Raw genomic sequence first — 23,482 nt, forward strand, 5'->3', positions numbered from 1 at the left:
TCACTCGGCGGCGATGCGCAGCGGCGCGCCGTGGTGGCGCGGGCGGCGGAGCGCCGTCTCGGCCTCGAAGCGGGCCTCTTCGAGATCGGCCTCGACCATCTCGCGCACCAGCTCCGCGAAGGTGGTGCGCGGGGTCCAGTTCAGGGCTTCCCGCGCCTTGGTGCCGTCGCCGACGAGGAGATCGACCTCCGTCGGGCGGAAGAAGCGCGGATCGATGCGAACGAGCGCCGCGCCGGTGCGGGCGTCGCGCCCGACCTCGTCCACGCCCTGGCCTTCCCACACGATGGTGCGGCCGACCTCGGCGAAGGCCGCCTCGATGAAGCTGCGCACGGAGCGGGTCTCGCCGGTGGCGATCACGTAGTCGTCGGGCTTGTCCTGCTGCAGCATCAGCCACATCGCCTCGACGTAGTCGCGGGCGTGGCCCCAGTCGCGCTGGGCGTCGATGTTGCCGATCCAGAGGCAGTCCTGCGCCCCGGTCTCGATCCGGCCGACCGCGCGGGTGATCTTGCGGGTGACGAAGGTCTCGCCGCGGATCGGGCTCTCGTGGTTGAACAGGATGCCGTTCGAGGCGTGGATGCCGTAGGCCTCGCGGTAGTTCACCGTGATCCAGTAGGCGTAGAGCTTGGCCACGCCGTAGGGCGATCGCGGATAGAACGGCGTCGTCTCGCGCTGGGGCACCGCCTGGACGAGGCCGTACAGCTCCGAGGTCGAGGCCTGATAGAACCGCGTCGTCTCGGTCAGCCGCAACTGGCGCAGGGCCTCGAGGATGCGAAGCGGGCCGACGGCGTCGGCGTTGGCGGTGTATTCCGGCGTCTCGAAGCTGACCGCGACGTGCGACTGGGCGGCGAGGTTGTAGATCTCGTCCGGGCGCACGTCGGCGATGATGCGGGTCAGCGCGGCGGAATCGGTCATGTCGCCGTAATGCAGGCGCAGGCGCACGTCGTCGTCGTGCGGGTCCTGATACAGGTGGTCGATGCGGCCGGTGTTGAAGCTCGACGAGCGGCGCTTGATGCCGTGGACCTGATAGCCGCGGGCCAGCAGCATCTCCGCCAGATAGGCGCCGTCCTGGCCCGTGATGCCGGTGATGAGTGCAGTCTTCATCGTGTCCCTCGGTACGCGCCAACTGAAGAATTCGGCCGCATGTCCTGCCGAAGCGGGACGGGCCGGTGAGATCGAAGCCATTTCAGCAAGCGGTGTGCCCTCGGATTCTGTGCCGGAACGGGATGTTTGGCTCAGGGAAGGACGGATTTGGCTTGGCCGAAAGGATTCTTGTGATGGCGAGGGGACAGGCGACTTGTTTCGGGATTCGACTGTCCGCCCCGCGCTGGAGACTGGAGCGGACAATCACGGTCCCGGACTAAATTCCGGTGTAGCAAGACGCTTTACGACAAGAGTATGATTTGCTTCGAATTTGATGCTTTTTGCGCAGATGCGGCTGCATCGGCAAAACCACCCCGTCTCACAATGACGGGGTGGGGCGGTGGGCCGAGCGACCGGACGGAAGCGTGCCGGATCGACCGCCTCGTGGAAGCGGCGCGGCGCCCGCCGCTCAGCGTTGCGTCAGCAGCGCGGCGGCGAGCGAGCGGACGAGGCGGTTGCGGCCGTGGAGCCAGAGGGGGGTGCTCTGGACGGCGCGGCGGCTGACGCCGCGCTTGAAGTCGAACACGCCGCGGTTGCCCGCCGGATCGATGCCGCCGAGGTCGTAGACCGGGCAGCCCTCGGCTTTCGCCGCCTCGATCAGGGTCCAGACCGAGAGCGCGGCAGCGTTGGTGGCCCGGGCGCGCTCGTTCGAGGCGGCGAAGAAGTCGGTCCAGCGCTCAGCGGCCCGGTGGGCGATCCGCACCATGATGGGCGTGCCGTTCTCGCGCAGTTCGAGGATGACGAGGCGCGGGTCGGCGGCGGCGATGTCGCGATAGGCCTGCGGGTTCAGGGTGTTGGAAAACCCCTTGCGGGCCTGGAGCGCGGCATACATCCCGGCGAAGGTGTCGAAGGCGGCAAGGCGCTCCGCCGGATCGGTCAGGATGACGGTCTCCAGATCGGGATTGCGCTTGGCCTTGGCGAGATTGCGGCGCCACTTCGAGTCGAGCCCGGCCTCGATCACTTCGGGATCGCGGGTCAGGTCGAGTTCGAGGGTGTGGTGGCGGGCCGAGACCACCGGCACGAAGCCGAGCGCCAGCAGCGCCGGCACCGCCTCGTTGTGTTGGAACTCGTGGAAGTTCACGCCGAGCAGATCGAAGGGGCCGAGCGCGAGGTGGTCGCGGAAGGCCGACAGCGTGGCCTCCGCCCGCGCCGCGCCGGCCTCCGTCAGCACCGGGCACCCTTGCGCCAGGACGAAGCGGGCGAAGCTCACGCGGCGCACCTGATACTGGACGAAGGCGAGGTCGCGCCCCTGCGCGTCGCGCACCGCGACGCGGCGCACCGACCAGTTCAGGCGGCCCTTGTAGGTGCCCCAGGGCCGGGCGGCGTAGAGGTTGGCGCCCGGCACGTCGGCAAGGCGGGCGTCCCAGTCCGGCGCGTCGGTGAGGTCGATGACCGCGAGGTCGTCGGCGGCGGGGCGGCGCTCGATCGCGGCCGATGGCGTGAGATCGCGACGCCGGGTGTCCGAGCGGGCGGCGGGCCGCCGCAGGTCCGGGGCCGCGGTGGCGATGCGCGCCAGGGTTCGCGAATGATTCATCGTTGACTCCGACGCTGCTGCGGGCCGGGGAGCCGTCGGTTCCCCGGCCATCGATGGAAGCCCCCTGAATTGCCCCGGTTCGGGCAAGATCGTCGTGCGGCGGCAAAGCTTTGCGCCGCGGGTCGTCTCGACTTGTACCCGATAGCGCCGAGTCGCGCGCCATCGTCCGGTCGTCGTAGGGCCGGGCTCTTCTTGGCCGTTACGGCGGAGAGCGTTCCGGCAGGCGGTCGGGTCGCTCAAGCCGGCGACGACGTCTGCGCGCCTTGCCATGCGACCTTGTCACGACTGAACGCGGCAGCGGCGCCGGATATTCCCCCGTGAGCGCTCGAAGCGCCTCCGTAAAGACTACCGAGAACCGCACCGGCTTGGCTACGTTTCGCAAACGCGTCTCAACCATACCGGGGCGTTGGGCCGCGCCTGGATCTACAGGGGCCCCGCGTTGACGGTCTAGAGCATCGGCCCGAAAGGTGGGAACCGGCTTTCGGAAAAAGCCGATGCGGTACAAGAACCTAGAGCATCGGGCTGGATACGACATCCAGCCCGATGCTCTAGGGGGGCAGCGGCGCCCGCGCCGGGCGCGAAGGGGATCGGATGACGCGGCATCGAGCGGTGGAGCGGGCGGATCGCGAGGCCGTCCTGGAGCGCCAGCGCGCGCTCAAGATGGCGAAGTCGGCCCACGCCTATGTCCGCGGCAACACCCTGAAATTCTACGAGTGGCTCGACGGCCTACGCCGCGGCACCCTGCCCGAGGGGCCGCCGATCTGGATCTGCGGCGATTGCCACCTGGGCAATCTCGGGCCGCTCGCCGACGCCGATGGCGAGGTCGCGATCCAGATCCGCGACCTCGACCAGACCGTGATCGGCAACCCCGCCCACGACCTCGTGCGGCTCGGCCTGTCGCTGGCGAGCGCGGCGCGCGGCTCCAACCTGCCCGGCGTCGTCACCGCGCGGATGCTGGAGGAGATGGTGCGCGGCTATCGCGACGGACTGGGCTCGCGCGACGGCGAGGGCGAGCCGCGCGAGCCCGACGCGGTGCGCACGATCCGGCACCGGGCGCTGGGACGGCGCTGGAAGCACCTCGCCCGCGATCGGCTGGACGACGAGGATCTCAAGATTCCCCGCGGGCGCCGCTTCTGGGCGCTCGCCGACGACGAGCATGAAGCCCTCGACGCGCTGTTCCACGAGGACGCCGTGCGCGAACTCGTGCTCGCCATCGACGGGCGTCACGCCGAAGAGGCGCGGGTGAGGCTGCTGGATGCCGCCTACTGGATGAAGGGCTGCTCCTCGCTCGGCTTCCTGCGCTGCGCCGCGCTGCTGCGCATCGACGAGCGCGGCGAGAGGCCGAGGCTGGCGCTGGTCGACCTGAAGGAAGCCGTGCCCGCCGCCGCGCCCCCGGCGCCGAAGGCCAAGCTGCCGAAGGGGGTGAAGATGCCCAAAGACCCGGCCGAGCGGGTGGTCGCCGGTGCCCGCGCGCTCTCGCCCCATCTCGGCGAGCGCATGCTGCCCGCGCGCATCCTCGGCAAGCCGGTGGTGGTGCGCGAGCTGCTGCCCCAGGACCTCAAGCTCGACGTCGATCAGTTCGGCAGCGGTGAGGCGGTGCGGGCGGCCCGCTACCTCGCCCACGTGGTCGGCGCGGCCCATGGCCGGCAGATGAGCCGGACCGTGCGCGCCGAATGGCGCCGCGCCGTCGCGAGCGGCACCCCGGCGGCGGAGGGCGCGCCGTCCTGGCTGTGGTCGAGCGTGGTCGAACTCGCGGGCCGCCACGAGGTCGGCTACCTCGAACATTGCCGCTCCTACGCCGACGCGGAAGCCGCCTGAGCCACACCTCCATGCCGGGGCCGCATTGCGGCCCCACCGCGGACGCCATTGAATCGCCCGCGCGCTTGACGATATCGCAAGTCCAGCGGCGCTATTTGCTCGTGTCGCAGTCAAGCCGTGCACAATATTATGCCATCGTGACGAAATCGGTCGCGATGTTGCGGTGCAGCGCCGGAATCTGCCGGTAAACTTCCGATCATGTCGGCTCTGCGGCAAAAAGCGTCGCCGCAGGACAAGCCGCAGGGGCTGTCGGGTTTAGCTTTTGATCAGATCAAAACAAGTCAAGCAGTACTGCGGGCGCCGGGAGGCGAATGCCGTAATGCGCTGATCCGAAGAGGTTGCTAGCACATGGGCCGCATCACTCTTGAGAACGTCAGCAAAGTCTTCGGCGCCAACTCCGCCCAAGCCATCGACTTGATCTCTCAAGGAAAGCGCAAGGCCGAAGTGGCCCAGGCCTGCGGTGCGGTCGTCGGCTTACGCGACATCTCCTTCGATGTGCACGAGGGCGAGATCCTGATCCTGATGGGACTGTCGGGCTCGGGCAAGTCCACCCTGCTGCGGTGCATGAACCGCCTCGTCGAGCCCACCGTCGGCCGCATCCTCGTCGACGACGTCGACGTGACGAAGCTGGGCCGCAAGGAGCTGCTGGCCTTCCGCCAGAAGGCGTTCGGCATGGTTTTCCAGCACTTCGCCCTGCTGCCGAACCGCACCATCCTGTCGAATGTCGGCTTCGGCCTGGAGATCAAGAACGTCCCGGCCAAGCAGCGCATCGACGCGGCGATGCGGGCGATCGAACTCGTCGGCCTCAAAGGCTGGGAAAGCAAGTATCCCAACGAATTATCCGGCGGCATGCAGCAGCGCGCCGGCCTCGCCCGCGCTCTGGCGGCGGATGCCGACATCCTGCTGATGGACGAGGCCTTCAGCGCGCTCGACCCGCTGATCCGCCGCGACATGCAGGCGGAGCTGCGCGAATTGCAGCGCTCGCTCAAGAAGACCATCGTCTTCGTCTCGCACGACCTCGACGAGGCCGTGGCGCTCGGCGGTCGCATCGTCCTGATGAAGGACGGCGAGGTGGTCCAGATCGGCCAACCCGAGGAGGTCGTGGCGCGGCCCGCCACCGAGTACGTCCGCCGCTTCGTCGAGCATATCGATCTGGCCGCGGTGATGCGCGCCGGACAGGTCGCCGACGGCAGTGCGGTCGTGCTGGCCCCCACCGACACCGTGGCCGAGGCGCGGCTGCGGACGGTTGCGGGCGGCAGCGACGGCTGGCTCGTCGCCGACGGCGCGGGCCGCTTCGTCGGCCGGGTGCGCGCCGAGCGCCTCGCCGCCGCGCGCACCGGCGAGACCGTGTCCGGCCTGCTCGATCTCGATCCCGGCATCGTCGCGGCGGAAGCCCGCCTCGACGCGGTGCTGCCGCAGGTCGCGGCCAGCGGCGCGGTGGCGGTGGTGGCCGAGGACGGGCGCCTGATCGGCCTGATCACCAGCCGCGACGTTGTGCGCGCGCTCGCCGCGCGGCCCGGCAATTCTTCGTCTCAGACCCAACCGGCAGGAGCGGATCGATGGACTGGAACGTCCCCAAATTCCCCCTCGACACGCTCAGCGACAACGGTCTCGACTGGCTCACCGAGCATGGCAGCTGGCTGACCCGCGCCGTCAGCCGCACGGTCTCCGACTGGATCGAGGCGCTGACGACCGCCCTCATCGCGGTGCCGCCGTGGCTCGCGATCCTCGCGGCCTCGGCTCTCACCTACAAGATCGGCGGTCGCAAGGTTGGCCTGCTGACGCTCGGCGGGCTCCTGTTCCTGTGGAACCTGCGGCTGTGGCAGGCGACCGTCGAGACCCTGGTGCTCGTCATCCTGGCGACCATCGCGGCGCTGATGATCGGCATCCCGGTCGGCATCTGGTTCGCGCTGAGCCGACGCGCGTGGCGGACGTTCTCGCCCGTCCTCGACATGATGCAGACGCTGCCGAGCTTCGTCTACCTGATCCCGGCGCTGCCGTTCTTCGGCCTCGGCGCGGTCTCGGCCTGCTTTGCCACCATCGTGTTCTCGGTGCCGCCGGTGATCCGGCTCACCGCGCTCGGCATCCGCAACGTGCCCTCCGAACTGGTCGAGGCCTCCGACGCCTTCGGCAGCTCGGCGAGCCAGAAGCTGTTCAAGGTCCAGCTGCCGCTGGCGCTGCCGACCATCATGGCCGGCGTCAACCAGACCATGATGCTGGCCCTCTCGATGGTGGTCATCGCCGCGATGATCGGCGCCGGCGGCCTCGGCCGGGCGGTGTGGCAGTCGATCCAGCGGCTCGAGGCCGGGGCCGGGTTCGAGGCCGGCATCGGCATCGTGATCGTCGCGGTCATCCTCGACCGTTCGACCCAGGCGCTCGCCGCCAAGGCCCGTCCCCACGGCTCGGCTTGAAGCCTCACGGCCGTCCGGCGTCTCACTCGCCGGACGGTTCAGGCAAGCTCCGCACCATCAACAATTGTTAGTTTTCCCTCCTGACCACGAGACGATCATGCGCGCGACCACGCTGGGTGCCCTCTTCTGCCTCGCCCTGACCCAGACGCCGGCGGACGCCGCGAGCAAGCAGGTGCGCATCGCCTATGTCGAGTGGGCCGACGCGGTGGTCGCCACCAACATCCTCAAGCTCGCGCTGGAGGAGAAGGGCTACGAGGTGAAGACGATTCCGCTCGCCGCCGCCGCGATGTGGCAGGCCGTGGCGACGGGGGATGCCGACGCCAGTGTCGCGGCCTGGCTGCCGGTGACCCAGGCCGCCTATTACGAGAAGCTGAAGAACCGCCTCGAACTGCTCGGCCCCAACGTCACCGGCGCCAAGATCGGCTGGGCGGTGCCGGCCTCCTCCTCGCTCAACTCCATCGAGGACCTCAAGACCAAGTCGGCGGACGTCGGCGGGCAGGTGATCGGCATCGATCCGGGCGCCGGAATCATGAAGAGCTCGGAGGCCGCGATCAAGGCCTACGACCTGCCGGTCAAGCTCGTGGACGGCAGCGACGCGACCATGACCAGCGCCCTCAAGGACGCGGTGCGCCAGAAGAAGGACATCGTCGTCACCGCCTGGACGCCGCACTGGATGTTCGCCCGCTACGAGCTGAAGTACCTCGCCGATCCGAAGAAGGCCTTCGGTGACGACGAGAGCGTCAACACGCTCGCCCGCAAGGGACTGAAGGACGACATGCCCGAGGTCTACGCGATCCTGAAGAAGTTCAAGCTCTCGGTCTCCGAGGAAGAGGCCGTGATGGCCGAGAACGAGGAGAAGGGGGCCAAGCCCGCCGAGACCGCCGCCAAGTGGATCGCAAAGAATCGTTCCACGGTCGATGGTTGGCTCAAATGAAAGCTTGGCCATAATCCAAGCAAATGATAAGATTTACGGGTCGAATCACACAACAGTGAAATAGAGGCTGGGGGCGACATGACGATGAAAAGCTTGACGGCCGCCCTCATGGGGTGCGCCGCGGGGACGGTGCTGTGCGCTTCGACGGCGCTGGCGCAGGCGCAGGGCACGGTCGAACTCGACGCCGAGCCGAGCCGCGTGAATCGGGTTCAGCCGATCGCGGTCCCCGATCCGACCTACGCGCCCGAGGCCGCCAAGCCCGCCGGCAACTTCGACATCGCACCGCCGAAGGGCAAGACCGAGTTCGGCACCTTCACCTTCGGCGGCGCGATCCGCGCCCGCTACGACTGGCGCTTCAACGACGTCGGCCTCGGCGGGCAGCCCAAGGCGTCCGAGCATTTCGACTTCGACACGCTGTCGCTCAAGGCGGCCTACGATTCGGACACGATTTTTGGCGCCGCACAGTACCGCTTCTACGGCGGCAGCTCGATCTACGGGCCGCGCAACGGCTACCGGGGGTATCCCGGCGAGGTCAGCTTCCCGATGTGGGCCTATGTCGGCTACAAGCTCACCAAGGAAGACAGCATCACGGTCGGCCTCAACCAGGCGCCGTTCGGTCTGACGCCGTATTTCGGCAACAGCTTCATCGAGACGCTGGGCTTCACCATGGGCCTGGAAGAGGTCTACAACTTCGGCGTCAAGTACTCGCACGTCGAGTCGGACCTGAACTATCAGGTCGGCTACTATCCCGGCGCCAACCCGAACGCCATCGGCCTCAGCCTCGACAGCGCCCGCTACTCGACCAACATCGTCCGAGCCGATTCCTACACGCCCTTCGCCTCGCGCAACGCCGAACAGAACATGTTCATCGGTCGCGCCGAATACTTCCTCTACAAGAACGATTTCGCCTCCCTCGCGGTCGGCGCCTCGATCTGGCACTCGGACCTGTACAACTTCGACACCCGCCAGACCGGCACCAAGCAGCTCGAAGGCGTCCACGTGCTCGGCACCATGGGCGCCTGGGGCTTCAAGGGCATCTTCATCCGCCAGGACATCGACCCGAGGAACCCGCTCCGCAACGATCTGATCGGCATCGGCGGCTTTGACTTCTCCTACAACATGGCCACGCGCGGCAACTTCGTCTCGGCCGAGGTCAGCTACAAGATCGCCGACCCGATCGGGCCGTTCACCCTGGTGCCCTACGGCGGCTACAGCGCCTACTTCAAGGACAAGGCCAGCTTCCAGAACAGCGAGCGCTTCATCATCGGCGGCGCCTGGACGCTCACCGCCGACCCGAACCTGATCATCTACACCGAAGGCGTCATCGGCCGGAACGACCCCTATGTCGGCGCCGGACAGTTCTCCAGTGGGCTGGCGCAGGGCGGCGACAACAAGTGGAAGTCGCGCTTCATCATGAACATCGGCTATTACTTCTGAGTTTTTGCCGATCATTCGTCCCGCCCACTCCCTCATCCTGAGCGTAGCGAAGCCCTCCCTCGAGGCCTCCGCTACGCTCAGGATGAGGGGGACGGATGGGATGGGCCCGCCCAACAAGCTCTGAGATCGATCTTCGTCAACGGGCGCGGTTCCGGGCATTCCCGGAGTCGCGCCTTTTCGCGTGCGACGGGTTGTATTGATCGCCTGGCTTCGTATCTGATCGACATTGCGGGATCGACTACAGCGCATGGCACCTTTGCTTGGGAATACCGCTATAATTGCAAGAAATTCACCATAAAATAACCACTTCCACGCAATCTCCGGCCAAAGCAATCGCCGGGAGTCGGAGCGACATGGTAAGCAAGCACGGGTTGTCGAACCAGTTGATGTTCGTCACCGGAACGGCCGTCACCGTCGCCCTGGTCGGCTTCCTCGGGATCACGGCGTGGCGGACCGCGACCCAAGTCCGCGCGGACGTCACCGAACTCGCCGTCAAGGAAGCCTCCAACGCCGCGGGGCAGGTCGGCATCCAGCTCACCGAGGCGGTCTCGGCCGGCACCGCCATGACGGCGGGCCTCTCGGGGCTGATCGAGGCCGGCCAGACGCGCCGCGCCGACATCCTCGCGATGACGCGGGCGACCGCGCTCCGCTACCCGAGCCTCTACGGCGCCTGGATGTGCGACACGATCGAGCGCGCGCTGGAGAAGAGGCTGCCCGGCAGCGAGGCGGTCAACGACAAGGGCCTGTTCACGCCCTACTGGACCAAGAACGCCGCCGGCACGCCCGAATTCGCGACCTTCCAATTCGACGGCACCGAGCAATGGTACCGGGCGCCGGTCACGACGGGCAAGAGCGTCGTGACCGAGCCCTACCTCACCACCCGCGGCGACCTCGTCACCTCGATCACCGCGCCGATCACCCTCGAGGGCCGCGTCGTCGGCGTCGGCGGCGTCGACATCCGGCTCGATACCCTGCCCGAACGCCTCAGCGCGCTGCGCCCGTTCGGCACCGGCCGGGTGATGCTGCTGTCGCAGGGCGGCAAGTGGCTGGCCCCGCCGGCCCAGGGCCTGGAGATGAAGCCTTACGCGGATGCCGGCGCCGACGCGGTGAAGGCGGCGCTCGCCGACGGCAAGCGGCGCGTCCTCACCGACACCCCGGACGGGTCCTTGCGCCTGATCTATCCGTTCTCGGCGCCCGGCATGAACACGACCTGGGCGATGGTGATGGACGTGCCGGCCGCCGTGATCACCGGGCCGGTCTACCGGCAGCTCGCCGCGAGCGCGGCGGGCGGCCTCATCGTGCTCCTCGTCGTGCTGGTCACGATCTACGCCACCACGAAGCTGCTGATCGACCGGCCGCTGACCCGTTCGGTCCGCATCATCGAGAGCCTGATCGACCGGCGCTACGACACGGTGATTACCGACACCGACCGCAAGGACGAGATCGGCGCCATCGCCAAGGCGCTCGAGGTGTTTCGCGACAAGGCGGTTCAGGCCGAGCGGCTGGCAGAGGCGCAGGACGTGCAGCAGCGCCAGCAGCTCTCGCGGGCCGAATCGATCCGCAGCCATTCGCAGAGCTTCGACAGCACGATCTCGAACCTGACCGAGACCGTCCTGCGGCTCGTCGGCGACCTCGATTCGGCCTCTACCACGCTGAAGGGCGGGGCGGAGGCGACGAGCCTGCGCAGCGCGTCCGTGGCGGCGGCCTCCGAGCAGACCTCGGCCAATGTCGGCGCGGTCGCCTCGGCCGCGGAGGAACTGCTCGCTTCGGTGCAGGAGATCGGTCGCCAGATCGACATCTCGACGCAGATCGCCGCGAGCGCGGTCGCTCAGGCCGCCGACGCCCGCACCAAGGTCGATGCGCTGGCGGGGGCCGCCGACCGCATCGACGAGGTGGTCCGGCTCATCAGCTCGATCGCGGCGCAGACCAATCTCCTGGCGCTCAACGCCACGATCGAGGCGGCGCGCGCCGGCGAAGCCGGCCGGGGCTTCGCCGTCGTCGCCTCGGAGGTGAAGGAGTTGGCGAACCAGACCTCGCGGGCGACGGAAGAGATCGCCGTGCAGATCGCGGCGGTGCAGAGCGGCACCGGCGACACCGTCGCCGTCATCCAGGACGTTTCCGGCACGATCGAACGGATGAGCCAGATCGCGCAATCGATCCGCGAGGCGGCGTCGCAGCAGGGCCTGGCGATGCACGAGGTCGCCCGCAACATCCAAGAGGCGTCCGCCGGCACCCACGAGGTCTCGGCCAGCATCTCCGCGGTGTCGCGCTCGGCCGGCGAGACCGGCGAGACCGCGAAGGTGGTGAGTTCGGCGGCGATCGTGCTGCAGGACAAGTCGAACGCGCTGCGCAGCGAGGTGATGACGTTCCTCTCGAACGTCCGCGCGGCGAGCTGAAGGCATCGGAGCGAAAAAAAGCCGCCCTGGTCGGGGCGGCCGGAGGTCTTGGGAGGAAACGCTCACGAAGCTTGCGAAACCGGGCGGGTCGCCGCTGCGTTACCGGAAGACTAGGCCCGGCGCGCCCGCTGATCTTGCGGGAAAGCGACCTTTCGTTACGAATGCGAGGCGTTGTCGCGGTTCGGGCGCCGGCTCGGCCGCGCATACGGTGTCCGACCGATCGCATCGGCGACCCGCGTATCCCCTCTCCCCGCGTGCGCGGAGAGGGGGGAACCGATCGAAGCCGAAGCCCTCAAGCCTGCCCGAGCGAGCGCGCCTGCACCACCTTCCGCTCCGCGCTCGGCGGCTGGCCGAAGCAGTCGAGATAGGCCTTCGAGAAGTGCGAGGCCGAGGTGAAGCCGCATTCCATCGCCACCGAGAGCAGCGGCATCGCCGTCTGGCGGATCAGGTCGCGGGCGTGCTCCAGGCGGATGCGCAGGTAGTGCTTGGCTGGCGAGCGGCCGAGATATTTCAGAAAGAGCCGCTCCAGCTGGCGGGTCGAGAGATGGACCGCCTCGGCGAGTTCCTGGCTGCCGAGCGGCTCGGCCAGCGAGGATTCCATCAGCCCGACCACCTTGAGGAGCTTGGGGTGGGCCACGCCCAGGCGCATGCGAAGGTCCATCCGCTGGCGCTCGCCCGAATCGCGGATGCGGTGGTGGATGAGCTGGTCGGCAACGGAGGAGGCCACGCTCGGCCCGTGCTCGCGCATGATCAGCGACAGCATCATGTCGGCCGCCGCCGTGCCGCCCGCGCAGGTGAAGCGGTTGCGGTCGATCTCGAACAGGTCGGAGCCGATCTCCAGCCCATCGTGCTCGGACATCAGGCCCGGCAGGTTCTCCCAGTGGATCGTCGCCCGGTAGCCGTCGAGCAGGCCCGCCTTGGCCAGCACGTAGGTGCCCGTGCAGACGGCACCGATGGCGCTGCCGCGGGCACTGGCCCGGCGGAGCGCGGCGTGCAGCGCCCGATGGTCCGGCTTCTGGATGTCGACACCGCCGCACACGATCAGCATGTCGAAATCCTGCACCTCGCCGAACCGGCCCGAGACCTTCATCTCGATCCCGTTCGAGGCGATGCATTGGGTCCCGTCATCGGACCAGAGCGAGTAGCGGTAGAGGTCGTGCCCGGCGGCGCGGTTGGCGAGCCGCAGCGCCTCGATCGCCGAGGAGAAGGCGATCATCGAGAAGCGATCCACCAGCATGAAGCCGACGGTGATCGCCCGGCTGCCCACCGACGCCTCGACCGACGCCGCGTTGATCGGACACGTCTCCGTGGCCGCTATCGATATTTCCATTCCGACCACCGTTTGCCGGCCTGTGCCGCGGCTTGGTGGGCAAGTTGCGTGCCGACGGTGCCGGCCGCCGGACGGGGCGAGAGCGCCCCGATCCGATAGGCCGGTGACCGCGCGGCGCGTCCGCGGAAGGCGACGCCCACACCGGAACTTAATCTCCGATTGCGGGCTCAGCGCAATAGAATAATTCTCATTTGATCGGCCTATCCTTGTTGCACCGCAGTCGATCCGGCGGGCGGACAAGTGATTCGGCAGGCGTTTCGGCGATATGATTCGCGCACGCGTCCCCGAGCGGTCGGGCCGGGCGGCGCCCCGCCGCCGTAGGGCACCGGGGGGGTGCGTAAAGTCGTAAAATCCAAACTCGCGGTCGCCGTCGATCAAGCCCCCCCGCGGGGGCCGGACCATGATCCGTCAACACCGCGAGGTCGTCCGATGCGCCGCTTCTCCCTCACGTCGCTGCTCTCCGAATCCATGCGGGGCCATACCGGCTGGGGGCGCCAGTGGCGCGCGCCCGAGCCGAAGCCCCGCTACGACGTCGTCATCGTCGGCGGCGGCGGCCACGGGCTGGCGACCGCCTACTACCTCGCCACCGTCCACGGCATCACCAACGTGGCGGTGCTGGAGAAGGGCTGGATCGGCGGCGGCAACACCGGCCGCAACACCACGATCATCCGCTCCAACTACCTCTACGACGAGAGCGCGGGCCTCTACGAGCACGCCCTCAAGCTGTGGGAGGGCCTCTCCCAGGAGCTGAACTACAACGTGATGTTCTCGCAGCGCGGCGTCTTGATGCTCGCGCACAACATCCACGACGTTCAGAGCTTCAAGCGCCACGTCTACGCCAACCGCCTCAACGGCATCGACAACGAGTGGCTCTCGAAGGAAGAGTGCAAGGAATTCTGCCCGCCGATCGAGATCGGCGGACACCTGCGCTATCCGGTGCTGGGCGGCGCGCTCCAGCGCCGGGCCGGCACCGCCCGCCACGACGCGGTGGCCTGGGGCTACGCCCGCGGCGCCGACGCGCGGGGCGTCGACATCATCCAGAACTGCGAGGTCACCGGCATCCGCCGCGATGCCTCCGGCACGGCCATCGGCGTCGAGACCAGCCGCGGCTTCATCGGCGCGGGCCGGATCGGCGTGGTCGCCGCGGGCCACACCTCGACCGTGATGAACATGGCCGGCGTGTCGATGCCGCTGGAGAGCTACCCGCTCCAGGCGCTCGTCTCGGAGCCGGTCAAGCCCGTCTTCCCCTGCGTCGTGATGTCGAACGCGGTCCACGCCTACATCTCGCAATCCGACAAGGGCGAACTGGTGATCGGTGCCGGCACCGATCAGTACACCTCCTACAGCCAGCAGGGCGGCCTCCACATCACCACCCACACCCTCGACGCCATCTGCGAGCTGTTTCCGCAATTCACCCGCATGCGGATGCTGCGCTCCTGGGGCGGCATCGTCGACGTGACCCCCGACCGCTCGCCGATCATCGGCAAGACCCCGGTCCGGAACCTGTTCGTCAATTGCGGCTGGGGCACCGGCGGCTTCAAGGCGACGCCGGGCTCGGGCCACGTCTTCGCCCACACGCTGGCGACCGGCACGCCGCACGCGATCAACGCGCCCTTCACCCTCGACCGCTTCCGCACCGGCCGCCTCATCGACGAGGCGGCGGCGGCGGCCGTCGCGCACTGACTGGAGATCGACCCGATGCTGCTGATCGCCTGTCCCCATTGCGGCAACCGCCCCGAGACCGAGTTCCGCTGCGGCGGCCAAGCTCACATCGCCCGACCGGAGCAGCCGGGCGCCATCGATGACCAGAACTGGTCCGAGTACCTGTTCGTGAGGAAGAACCCGCGCGGGGTCCATGCCGAGCGCTGGAACCACGCCCATGGCTGCGGGCGCTGGTTCAACGCGCTGCGCGACACGGTCAGCGACCGCTTCATCGAGACCTATCCGATGGGCGCGAGCCCAAAGTCTGAGACCACCAGCGAGGCGAGGGCGTGAGATGGCACAGCCGTTCAGATTGTCCCGCGGCGGACGCATCGACCGTTCCCGCCCCATCGTCTTCGAATTCAACGGCAAGCCGATCCACGGCTACCAGGGCGACACCGTCGCCTCGGCGCTGATCGCCAACGGCATCCACCTCGTCGGGCGCTCGTTCAAGTATCACCGCCCCCGCGGCATCCTCAGCCACGGCCCGGACGAGCCGAGCGCCCTGCTCTCGGTCGATCGCGGCCCCGGCCGGGTCGATCCGAACAACCGCGCCTCCGTGGTCGAGGCCCGCGCGGGGCTGCGCACCACGTCGCAGAACCACTGGCCGTCGCTCGAGTACGACATCGGCGCGGTCAACGACCTGCTGTCGCCGGTCTTCGTCGCGGGGTTCTACTACAAGACCTTCATGTGGCCGCGGAAGTTCTGGGACAAGGTCTACGAGCCCTTCATCCGCGCCGCCGCCGGCCTCGGCAAGGCGCCGACGCAAGCTGATCCCGACCGCTACGCCAACCGCCACGCCCATTGCGACGTGCTGATCGTCGGCGCCGGCCCCGCCGGCCTCGCCGCCGCGCTCGCCGCCGCGAGAACCGGTAAGCGCGTCATCCTCGCCGACGAGGGGCCCGAGCCGGGCGGTTCGCTGCTGCACGACCCCAAGGCCGAGATCGACGGGCGGCTGGCCTCCGACTGGCTCGCCGACACGCTCGCCGATCTCGACGCCCGCGAGAACGTCATCCTGCTGCCGCGCACCACCGTCTTCGGCTATTACAACCACAACCACGTGGCGATGACCGAGCGCGTCACCGACCATCTGCCCTCAGTTGCCGGTCAGGCGCCGCGGGAGCGTCTGTGGCAGGTGCGGGCCGGCGAGGTGATCCTGGCGGGCGGCTCCCACGAGCGCCCCCTCGTCTTCGCCGACAACGACCGTCCGGGCATCCTGCTCGCCGAGAGCGTGCGGGTGTTCCTCAACCGCTACGGCGTGGCCCCGGGCCACCGGCTCGTCGTGGCCACCAGCGGCGCCTCCGCCTATCAGGTCGCCCTCGACGCCAAGGCCGCCGGCCTCGACGTGACCCTGGTCGATCTGCGGCTTGAGGCCGATTGCGGGCCGGAAGTGACCCGCCTGCGCCAGGTCGGCGTCGAAGTCCTGACCGGTCACACCGTGGTCGGCTCCAAGGGCCGCAAGCGCGTCTCCGGCCTCATCGTTGCGCCGGTCGAGAGCAACGGCCGCTGCGGGGCGCGCCGGGTCATCCCCTGCGACTGCGTCGGCATGTCCGGCGGCTGGACGCCCGCCGTCCACCTGTTCTCGCAGTCCCGCGGCAAGCTGCGCTACGACGATGCCCTCGACGCCTTCGTGCCCAACATCTCGGCGCAGGCCGAGCGCTCGGCGGGTGCGGCACGCGGCACCTACGATCTGGCCGGCTGCCTCACCGAGGGTTTTGCGGCGGGCGCCGCCGCTTCGGGGTCGTCCGAGACCCGCACCTTCGGGGCGAGCCCGACGCTCACCGGCTTCCAGCCGGTGCGGGTGATGCCGACCGACGCCGACCCAACGAGGGTCCGCGCCTTCGTCGATTACCAGAACGACGTCACCGCCAAGGACATCAAGCTCGCGGTGCGCGAGGGCTTCCAGTCGATCGAGCACGTCAAGCGCTACACCACCACCGGTATGGCGACCGACCAGGGCAAGACCTCGAACATGAACGCGCTCGGCATCGTCGCCGGGCAGCTCGACAAGGCGTTGCCCGCTGTGGGCACCACCACCTTCCGCCCGCCCTACACCCCCGTCACCTTCGGCGCGCTCGTCGGGCCGGCACGGCACGCCCTGTTCGATCCGATCCGCACCACGCCGATCCACGGCTGGGCCGAGAGCCACGGCGCCACCTTCGAGAACGTCGCCCTGTGGCGCCGCGCTTGGTACTTCCCGAAAGCCGGCGAGGATCTGCACGAAGCGGTCGCCCGCGAGTGCAAGGCAGTGCGTGAAGGTGTGGGCATCTTCGATGCCTCGACGCTCGGCAAGATCGAGGTGGTCGGGCCGGATGCCGCCGAGTTCATGAACCGGATGTACGTCAACCCCTGGGCCAAGCTCGCCAACGGCCGCTGCCGCTACGGGCTGATGCTGAAGGAAGACGGCTACATCCTCGACGACGGCGTCGTCGCCCGCGTCTCCGACCAGTGCTTCCACGTCACCACGACGACCGGCGGGGCCGCCCGCGTGCTCGGCCACATGGAGGACTACCTCCAGACCGAGTGGCCGGACCTTCAGGTGTTCCTGACCTCGACCACCGAGCAATGGGCGGTGATCGCGCTGCAGGGCCCCAAGGCCCGCCAGGTGATCGAGCCGCTGGTGGAGGGCATCGACCTGTCGCCGGAGGCCTTCCCGCACATGGCGATGCGCACCGGCACGATCTGCGGCGTGCCGACCCGGCTGTTCCGCGTCTCGTTCACCGGCGAACTCGGCTTCGAGATCAACGTGCCGTCCGATCACGCGCTCGCCGTGTGGGAGGCGATTTTTTCCGCGGGCGAGCCCCACGGCATCACCCCCTACGGCACCGAGACGATGCACGTGCTGCGCGCCGAGAAGGGCTACATCATCGTCGGCCAGGAGACCGACGGTACGGTGACCCCGGACGATGTCGGGATGGCCGGCATGATCGCCAAGACGAAGGTCGACTTCGTCGGCAAGCGTTCGCTGGCGCGGCCCGACGTGATCGCCACCACCGGCCGCAAGCAGCTCGTCGGCCTCATGACCGAGGATCCGAAGCTCGTCCTCGACGAGGGCGCGCAGATCGTCGCCGATCCGAACCAGCCGATCCCGATGCGGATGCTCGGCCACGTCACGTCGAGCTACTGGAGCCCGAACTGCAACCGCTCCATCGCGCTGGCGCTGGTGGCGGACGGGCGCGCCCTGATGGGCCGGACGCTCCACATCACCACGCCCGACGGCTTCACCCGCGCGACCGTGAGCGAGGCGGTCTTCTTCGACACCAAGGGAGAGCGCGTCAATGCTTGAGGTTCGCTACCGCACCGCCCGCACCCTCCCGCTCGGCCGGGTCGAGGTCCGCCCCTCGGGCGTCTCGATCCGCCCCGCCGACGCCGAAGCCCGCTTCGTCCTGCGCGTCCGCTCGACGGAGGGCGAGGTCGCCGGCCTGCCGCTGGATCGGCCGATCAACACCGTGTCGGGCGACGACCGGCGCTGGATCGCCCGGCTCGGGCCGGACGAGTGGCTGATCGGCGTGCCCGAGGGCGAGGCCGACCTGTTGCAGACCTCCGCGGCGAGCGATCTGGCCGGCCGGGCCCACGCCCTGGTCGATGTCTCGAACCGCAACGTCGGCATCGACGTCGAGGGCTTGCGCGCCGCGGAACTCCTCAACGCCGGCTGCCCGCTCGATCTGGGCGACGCCGCCTTCCCCGCGGGCAAAGCCACCCGCACGCTGCTGGGCAAGGCCGAGATCGTCCTGATCCGCCGCGCCGGCGCGCAAGCCCGCTACCGGGTGGAATGCTGGCGCTCCTTGGCCACATACGTGCATGGCTTCCTGCAAGAGGCGGGCATGGGGATCGGCGAGGGATGATCAGCGTCTTCGACCTGTTCAAGATCGGCATCGGCCCGTCGAGCTCGCACACCGTCGGCCCGATGATCGCCGCCCGCCGGTTCCGCGAGCGGGTCGCAGGACAAGCCCAGACCGCCCGGATCGGCGCCGAGATCTTCGGATCGCTCGCCTGGACCGGGCGCGGCCACGGCACCGACCTGGCCATCTTCTTGGGATTGCTGGGCCACGATCCGGCCACCGTCGATCCCGACCGGGTCGGTGAGTATACGAAGGCTCTCACCGAGCGCGGCGCCCTCGACCTGCCGGGCGCGGACGCTCCGGTGGCGTTCGACACCGCCCGCGACCTCGTCTTCAACTTCACCGAAATCCTGCCGCGTCACACCAACGGCATGCGCTTCCGCGCTCTCGACGGCGCGGGCGACGTGCTGGCCGAGACGACCTGCTACTCCATCGGCGGCGGCTTCGTCGTGGACGAGGGCGAGGCCGAGGGTGCCGGGCTGGAGGCGAAGCCCGTGCCCTATCCCTTCGCCAGCGCCGCCGAGCTGCTGGCCGTCTGCGCCGAGACGGGTCTCGGCATCGCTCAGGTGCAGATGGAGAACGAGCGGGCTTTGCGATCCGAACCCGAGATCGAGGCCGGCCTCGACGCGATCCGCGACGCGATGCTCGCCTGCATCGACCGGGGCCTGCGCATGGACGGCGAGTTGCCCGGCGGCCTCAAGGTGCGCCGCCGCGCCAAGCGCCTGCACGCGCAGCTCCAGGAAGGCCGGCTCTCCAACAGCCGCCCGGCCCACGAGATCATGGACTGGATCAGCCTGTTCGCGCTGGCCGTCAACGAGGAGAACGCCGCGGGCGGCCGGGTCGTCACCGCGCCGACCAACGGCGCCGCCGGCATCGTCCCGGCGGTCCTGCGCTACGTCGTCGAGTTCTGCCCCGGCTGGTGCGATGCCCACGGGCGCGACTTCCTGCTCACGGCGGCGGCCGTCGGCGGCTTGATCAAGAGCCGCGCCTCGATCTCCGGCGCCGAGGTCGGCTGCCAGGGCGAGGTCGGCTCCGCCGCCGCCATGGCGGCGGCCGGCCTCGCCGCGGTGCTCGGCGGCAACGCGTTGCAGGTCGAGAACGCCGCCGAGATCGCCATGGAGCACCATCTCGGCATGACCTGCGACCCGATCGGCGGCCTCGTGCAGATCCCCTGCATCGAGCGCAACGCCTTCGGGGCCAACAAGGCGGTGGCCGCCGCCTCGCTGGCGCTCCGCGGGGACGGCATCCACTACGTGACGCTCGACGAGGTCATCGAGACGATGCGCCAGACCGGCCTCGACATGCAGGACAAGTACAAGGAGACCTCGCTCGGCGGTCTCGCTGTCAACGTCGCCGCCTGCTGATTCTTTCGGTTTTTGGGCTCCGCCGCCTCGCTCGCGCACAAGGGCGTCGGCCCGAAAGGCGGCGGCCGACGTTCTGTGGAAGCCGGTGCGGCATGAAGCCCCGGAAGGACTTCGGTCCATGCGTGGGCTGCGGCGTTGCTGACCTTCTCCTGCCGGCCATTGCGCGGGATCGCGGCCTCTTCCGATGAAGCGTCCGCCGAGGACCGGTCGATCGCGGGCTCTCGCGGCGATCTATACCGGTATGCGCGTAAATAATAGTAAGATCATACCGGCTCTATCAGTTGTCAATTTTCATCCCACGCTTCTTTAACGTTTGGCCGGCAGCGTAACGATCAAGCCAAGATAAAACGCAGTCGGTCCGCGCATCATGCAGTCAATCGGGGGACGGGACGACCGGAGAGAGCCGCGGAGGCTCCGTAAGGGGAGCCCGGCGCGGCGATGGGGCGGCGGTCGCGGATCGCGCGGGGCCGGCGCCTGCGCCGGGCGCGGGCGGTCATGAGCGCGCTCGACGTCACGACCCGCCTTCTCCGCCTCATCCGGTCCGGTCTGCCGACGGGGGCGAGCCGCACCACCCTGATCGGGCTCTCGGTCTTCGCTGCCGGGCTGATCCTGCCGTTCATCGTGGTCTGCGCCCTGATCGGGCGCAGCTGGGTCGCCACCGAGGAGGGACGGCTGACGGCGGCGCTCGCTTCCGTGGCCGACGTCGCGGCCAGCGACGTCGATCGCTTCCTCGACGACCGCCTCGCCATCCTGCGGGCGCTCGCCACCTCGCCCGCCCTCGACCACGACGACTTCGCCCGCTTCGAGCGGCAGGTGCGCGAACTGCCCGGCCTGAACGGGATGGCGATCGTCCTGCGCGACGCCTCCGGGGCGCCCGTCGCGGCGGCCGATGCGGCGCCGGACACGACCGCCGTGGCCGGCCCCGTGGCGCCGGGCGTCTCCGATCTGCTCGACGGCGAGGGCGGCGCGGCGCCCGTGGTGCGGCTCGACGTCCCGGTGATGCGGCAGGGGCGCACCCGCTTCGTCGTCGGCGCGACCCTCGCCCCGACCGCCTTCGACGACGTGCTGCGCCGCAGCGGCCTGGGCGCGGAGCAGTTCGGCACGATCGCAGACCGGCGGGGCCGGGTGGTCGGCCGCTCCGACACGAGCCCGATGCGCCTCGGACAGGTCGTGCAGGGCTTTGCCGACCGCAGCGGCGCGCGGGGACTCTGGACCGGGATCGGCCCGTCGGGCCACGAGGTCCGGATCGAGTACCGGCGGCTCGCCGGAACCGGATGGCTCGTCAATGTCGGCATGACCCAGGCGGCGTTCCGCGCGCCGCTGAACCGCTCGCTCTGGGTGCTCGCGGGCTTGAGCGTCGCGCTCGTCCTCGGGGCGTTCCTGCTGACGCTGCCGATCGTCCGGCGCCTTCTGGCGGAGCGGCGCGCCCTCGACGACGCCTCGCACCTTCTGTCGGTGGCGCAGCAGGCGGCGGGCGCCGGCGCCTGGGACATCCGGGCCGACCGCATCAGCCTGTCGCCGGTCAGCGCCCGGATGCACGGCCTGACGGTCCCCGAGGACGGGGACGAGGCGCCGCTCGCGCTGTCGGTGGCGCAATGGGAGGCGCGCCTCTTCGCCGAGGATCTCCCCGGGGTCTGGACGGCCGCCATGGAGGGCGTCGAGCAAGGCACGACGTTCCGGGCCGATTTTCGCGTCCGCGCGCCAGAGCTGCCCGGGGGCTTGCGCTGGGTCCAGACCATCGGCCGTGTGATCGCCGACCCGCAGACCGGCCAGCCGGTGCGGATGATCGGCCTCCACCTCGACGTGACCGCCCAGCGCGACGCCGAGATGGCCCTGCGCACCAGCGAGGAGCGCCTGCGCGACAGCGAGGAGCGTCTGGCGCTCGCCCTCGACAGCGGCCAGGACGGCCTGTTCGACTGGGACGTGGCGGGCGGGGCGATCTGGGTCTCCCCCGGCTGGATGACGAAGCTCGGCTATCGCTCGGACGAGGCGTGGCAGACCTTCACCCTGTTCCTGGCGGGGGTGCATCCCGACGAGCAGGAGATCGTCGACGCGCGGATTCAGGCGCATCTCGCGCGCGACACCGATGCGTTCGAGCACGAATATCGCCGCCGCTGCGCCGACGGCTCCTACGTCTGGGTGCTGATGCGCGCCCGCGTCGTCGGCCGCGGGCCCGACGGCCGGGGCCTGCGCATGGTCGGCACGCTGATCGACATCTCGGAGCGCAAGGCGGCCGAGTTGCGCATCGTGCATCTCGCGCTGCACGACACGCTGACCGACCTGCCCAACCGCAGCCTGTTCCGCCAGCGCCTCGACCAAGCCCTCGCGCGCATCCGGCTGGCGCCGGGTCGCATCGCCGTGCTCGCCTGCGACCTCGACCGCTTCAAGGCCGTCAACGACACCTTCGGCCATCCGGTCGGCGACCGGCTGCTCTGCCTCGTCGCCGCGCGCCTGCGCACGAGCTTGCGCCGGGGCGACACCATCGCCCGGCTCGGCGGCGACGAGTTCGCCGTGATCCTGATCGACATCGAGAGCGAGGCGGATGCCGGCAGCGTCTGCGAGCGGATCATCGGCGTGGTGAACGAGCCGATCGTGCTCGACGGCGTCGCCATCGACATCGGCATGAGCGTCGGCGCCGCCGTGGTCTCGGGCGAGGACGCCGACCCCGAGGAGGTGTTCAAGCGGGCCGACACCGCGCTCTATCAGGCCAAGGCGGCGGGCCGGAACACCTTCCGCCTGTTCGAGGCCGAGACCCACGCCCGCACTGCTACCCGCAGCCTGCTCGCCCTGGAGATGAAGGAGGCGATCCGGCGCGGCGACTTCTTCCTCGTCTACCAGCCGCTGATCGATCTCAAAACGAACACGGTCGCGAGCTTCGATGCGCTGATGCGCTGGCGCCATCCCGAGCACGGCCTGATCTCGCCCGGCGAGTTCATCCCGGTGGCGGAGGAAACCGGCCTGATCGTCCCACTCGGCGCCTGGGCCCTGGCCGAGGCCTGCCGCGAGGCGATGCGCTGGCCCGAACCGCTGCGGGTCGCCGTCAACGTCTCGGCGGTGCAGTTCCGCGGCAGCCTGGAGGCCTCGGTCCTGTCGGCGCTGGCCGGCTCCGGCCTCGCCGCCGGGCGGCTGAAGCTCGAAGTCACCGAGAGCTTGTTCCTGCACAACCCGGAGCAGGCGCTGGCCTGCCTGCACCGCCTGCGCGGGCTCGGCATCCGCATCGCTCTGGACGATTTCGGCACCGGCTATTCGTCCTTGAGCTACCTGCGCCGCTTCCCCTTCGACAAAATCAAGATCGACCGGGGCTTCGTGCAGGATATCGGCGATCCCGACGCCGCGGCGATCGTGCGCGCCGTGGTCGGGCTCGGCGAGCGCCTCGGCATGGGCATCGTCGCCGAGGGCGTCGAGACGGCGGAGCAACTGGAGATCGTCCAGCGCGAGGGCTGCACCGAGGTCCAGGGCTACCTGTTCAGCCGGCCGCTGCCGGCCCTCGAGGCCCGCGCCTTCGCCGAGCGGCGCGACGTGCGGGCCGCGGCGTGACGCGCGGGCCCGAGCCTGCCGACACACGTTCCCGTGAC

At 69.3% G+C, this 23,482-nt stretch carries 15 protein-coding genes; 12 read left to right on the top strand and 3 right to left on the bottom strand.

From position 1 onward, the window contains the following. Both gmd and ASG52_RS23450 read right to left on the bottom strand, forming a co-directional pair. Complete coding sequence (gmd, locus tag ASG52_RS23445; protein ID WP_056248556.1) at nucleotides 1-1,101, bottom strand: GDP-mannose 4,6-dehydratase; 1,101 nt, start codon at nucleotides 1,099-1,101, stop codon at nucleotides 1-3. A gap of 448 nt (nucleotides 1,102-1,549) precedes the next feature. Beyond that, a complete protein-coding gene (locus tag ASG52_RS23450) occupies nucleotides 1,550-2,674 on the bottom strand; it encodes a lipid II:glycine glycyltransferase FemX (protein WP_082552709.1) in 1,125 nt (374 codons plus the stop codon). Nucleotides 2,675-3,265: 591 nt separating this feature from the next. Here ASG52_RS23450 and ASG52_RS23455 point away from each other — a divergent pair. The 6 genes from ASG52_RS23455 (at nucleotide 3,266) to ASG52_RS23480 (ending at nucleotide 11,670) form a co-directional block, all read left to right on the top strand. Beyond that, on the top strand, nucleotides 3,266-4,492 hold the full coding sequence (locus ASG52_RS23455; RefSeq protein ID WP_056248558.1) for a DUF2252 family protein: 1,227 nt from the start codon (nucleotides 3,266-3,268) through the stop codon (nucleotides 4,490-4,492). Between the two features lie 348 nt (nucleotides 4,493-4,840). Further along, nucleotides 4,841-6,136 carry a quaternary amine ABC transporter ATP-binding protein gene (locus ASG52_RS23460; RefSeq protein ID WP_056248561.1) on the top strand — a complete coding sequence of 432 codons (1,296 nt, stop codon included), beginning with the start codon at nucleotides 4,841-4,843 and terminating at the stop codon, nucleotides 6,134-6,136. Further along, nucleotides 6,052-6,903 (top strand): ABC transporter permease, encoded by an 852-nt coding sequence (locus ASG52_RS23465; RefSeq protein WP_056248564.1) that lies wholly within the window; start codon nucleotides 6,052-6,054, stop codon nucleotides 6,901-6,903. Before ASG52_RS23460 ends, ASG52_RS23465 begins: the two co-directional genes overlap by 85 nt. Nucleotides 6,904-7,000: 97 nt before the next feature. Next, nucleotides 7,001-7,837, top strand: coding sequence for a glycine betaine ABC transporter substrate-binding protein (locus tag ASG52_RS23470; protein WP_056248566.1), 837 nt, complete (start codon nucleotides 7,001-7,003; stop codon nucleotides 7,835-7,837). A 78-nt stretch (nucleotides 7,838-7,915) separates the two neighbouring features. Then, a complete protein-coding gene (locus tag ASG52_RS23475; protein WP_056248568.1) occupies nucleotides 7,916-9,274 on the top strand; it encodes a hypothetical protein in 1,359 nt (452 codons plus the stop codon). A gap of 353 nt (nucleotides 9,275-9,627) precedes the next feature. Continuing rightward, complete coding sequence (locus ASG52_RS23480; protein WP_082552710.1) at nucleotides 9,628-11,670, top strand: methyl-accepting chemotaxis protein; 2,043 nt, start codon at nucleotides 9,628-9,630, stop codon at nucleotides 11,668-11,670. A 292-nt stretch (nucleotides 11,671-11,962) separates the two neighbouring features. Here ASG52_RS23480 and ASG52_RS23485 read toward each other — a convergent pair whose 3' ends face one another. Continuing rightward, nucleotides 11,963-12,994 carry a GlxA family transcriptional regulator gene (locus ASG52_RS23485; protein WP_056248888.1) on the bottom strand — a complete coding sequence of 344 codons (1,032 nt, stop codon included), beginning with the start codon at nucleotides 12,992-12,994 and terminating at the stop codon, nucleotides 11,963-11,965. A gap of 435 nt (nucleotides 12,995-13,429) precedes the next feature. Between ASG52_RS23485 and ASG52_RS23490 the strand changes: the two genes are divergently transcribed. The 6 genes from ASG52_RS23490 to ASG52_RS23515 all read left to right on the top strand — a co-directional run bounded on the left by ASG52_RS23490 (nucleotide 13,430) and on the right by ASG52_RS23515 (nucleotide 23,444). Beyond that, a complete protein-coding gene (locus ASG52_RS23490) occupies nucleotides 13,430-14,683 on the top strand; it encodes a sarcosine oxidase subunit beta family protein (protein WP_056248573.1) in 1,254 nt (417 codons plus the stop codon). A gap of 15 nt (nucleotides 14,684-14,698) precedes the next feature. Beyond that, nucleotides 14,699-14,995, top strand: coding sequence for a sarcosine oxidase subunit delta (locus tag ASG52_RS23495; protein ID WP_056248575.1), 297 nt, complete (start codon nucleotides 14,699-14,701; stop codon nucleotides 14,993-14,995). Between the two features lies 1 nt (nucleotide 14,996). Next, nucleotides 14,997-17,987, top strand: coding sequence for a sarcosine oxidase subunit alpha family protein (locus tag ASG52_RS23500; protein ID WP_056248578.1), 2,991 nt, complete (start codon nucleotides 14,997-14,999; stop codon nucleotides 17,985-17,987). Further along, nucleotides 17,980-18,546, top strand: a complete 567-nt coding sequence (locus ASG52_RS23505; protein WP_056248580.1) for a sarcosine oxidase subunit gamma — start codon at nucleotides 17,980-17,982, stop codon at nucleotides 18,544-18,546. Before ASG52_RS23500 ends, ASG52_RS23505 begins: the two co-directional genes overlap by 8 nt. Beyond that, nucleotides 18,543-19,907: an L-serine ammonia-lyase gene (locus tag ASG52_RS23510; RefSeq protein ID WP_056248583.1), complete on the top strand. Its 1,365-nt coding sequence runs from the start codon at nucleotides 18,543-18,545 to the stop codon at nucleotides 19,905-19,907. The genes ASG52_RS23505 and ASG52_RS23510 overlap by 4 nt, the downstream gene beginning before the upstream one ends. A 438-nt stretch (nucleotides 19,908-20,345) precedes the next feature. Then, nucleotides 20,346-23,444: a bifunctional diguanylate cyclase/phosphodiesterase gene (locus tag ASG52_RS23515; RefSeq protein WP_056248584.1), complete on the top strand. Its 3,099-nt coding sequence runs from the start codon at nucleotides 20,346-20,348 to the stop codon at nucleotides 23,442-23,444. Nucleotides 23,445-23,482: the final 38 nt, after the last annotated feature.

The organism is Methylobacterium sp. Leaf456, from assembly GCF_001425465.1.
Taxonomy (GTDB): Bacteria; Pseudomonadota; Alphaproteobacteria; order Rhizobiales; family Beijerinckiaceae; genus Methylobacterium.

Bases quoted from the DNA above. Each gene is read 5' to 3' on its own strand.
- gmd (WP_056248556.1), bottom strand. From the start codon at position 1,101: ATGAAGACTGCACTCATCACCGGCATCACGGGCCAGGACGGCGCCTAT.
- ASG52_RS23450 (WP_082552709.1), bottom strand. From the start codon at position 2,674: ATGAATCATTCGCGAACCCTGGCGCGCATCGCCACCGCGGCCCCGGAC.
- ASG52_RS23455 (WP_056248558.1), top strand. From the start codon at position 3,266: ATGACGCGGCATCGAGCGGTGGAGCGGGCGGATCGCGAGGCCGTCCTG.
- ASG52_RS23460 (WP_056248561.1), top strand. From the start codon at position 4,841: ATGGGCCGCATCACTCTTGAGAACGTCAGCAAAGTCTTCGGCGCCAAC.
- ASG52_RS23465 (WP_056248564.1), top strand. From the start codon at position 6,052: ATGGACTGGAACGTCCCCAAATTCCCCCTCGACACGCTCAGCGACAAC.
- ASG52_RS23470 (WP_056248566.1), top strand. From the start codon at position 7,001: ATGCGCGCGACCACGCTGGGTGCCCTCTTCTGCCTCGCCCTGACCCAG.
- ASG52_RS23475 (WP_056248568.1), top strand. From the start codon at position 7,916: ATGACGATGAAAAGCTTGACGGCCGCCCTCATGGGGTGCGCCGCGGGG.
- ASG52_RS23480 (WP_082552710.1), top strand. From the start codon at position 9,628: ATGGTAAGCAAGCACGGGTTGTCGAACCAGTTGATGTTCGTCACCGGA.
- ASG52_RS23490 (WP_056248573.1), top strand. From the start codon at position 13,430: ATGCGCCGCTTCTCCCTCACGTCGCTGCTCTCCGAATCCATGCGGGGC.
- ASG52_RS23495 (WP_056248575.1), top strand. From the start codon at position 14,699: ATGCTGCTGATCGCCTGTCCCCATTGCGGCAACCGCCCCGAGACCGAG.
- ASG52_RS23500 (WP_056248578.1), top strand. From the start codon at position 14,997: ATGGCACAGCCGTTCAGATTGTCCCGCGGCGGACGCATCGACCGTTCC.
- ASG52_RS23505 (WP_056248580.1), top strand. From the start codon at position 17,980: ATGCTTGAGGTTCGCTACCGCACCGCCCGCACCCTCCCGCTCGGCCGG.
- ASG52_RS23510 (WP_056248583.1), top strand. From the start codon at position 18,543: ATGATCAGCGTCTTCGACCTGTTCAAGATCGGCATCGGCCCGTCGAGC.
- ASG52_RS23515 (WP_056248584.1), top strand. From the start codon at position 20,346: ATGGGGCGGCGGTCGCGGATCGCGCGGGGCCGGCGCCTGCGCCGGGCG.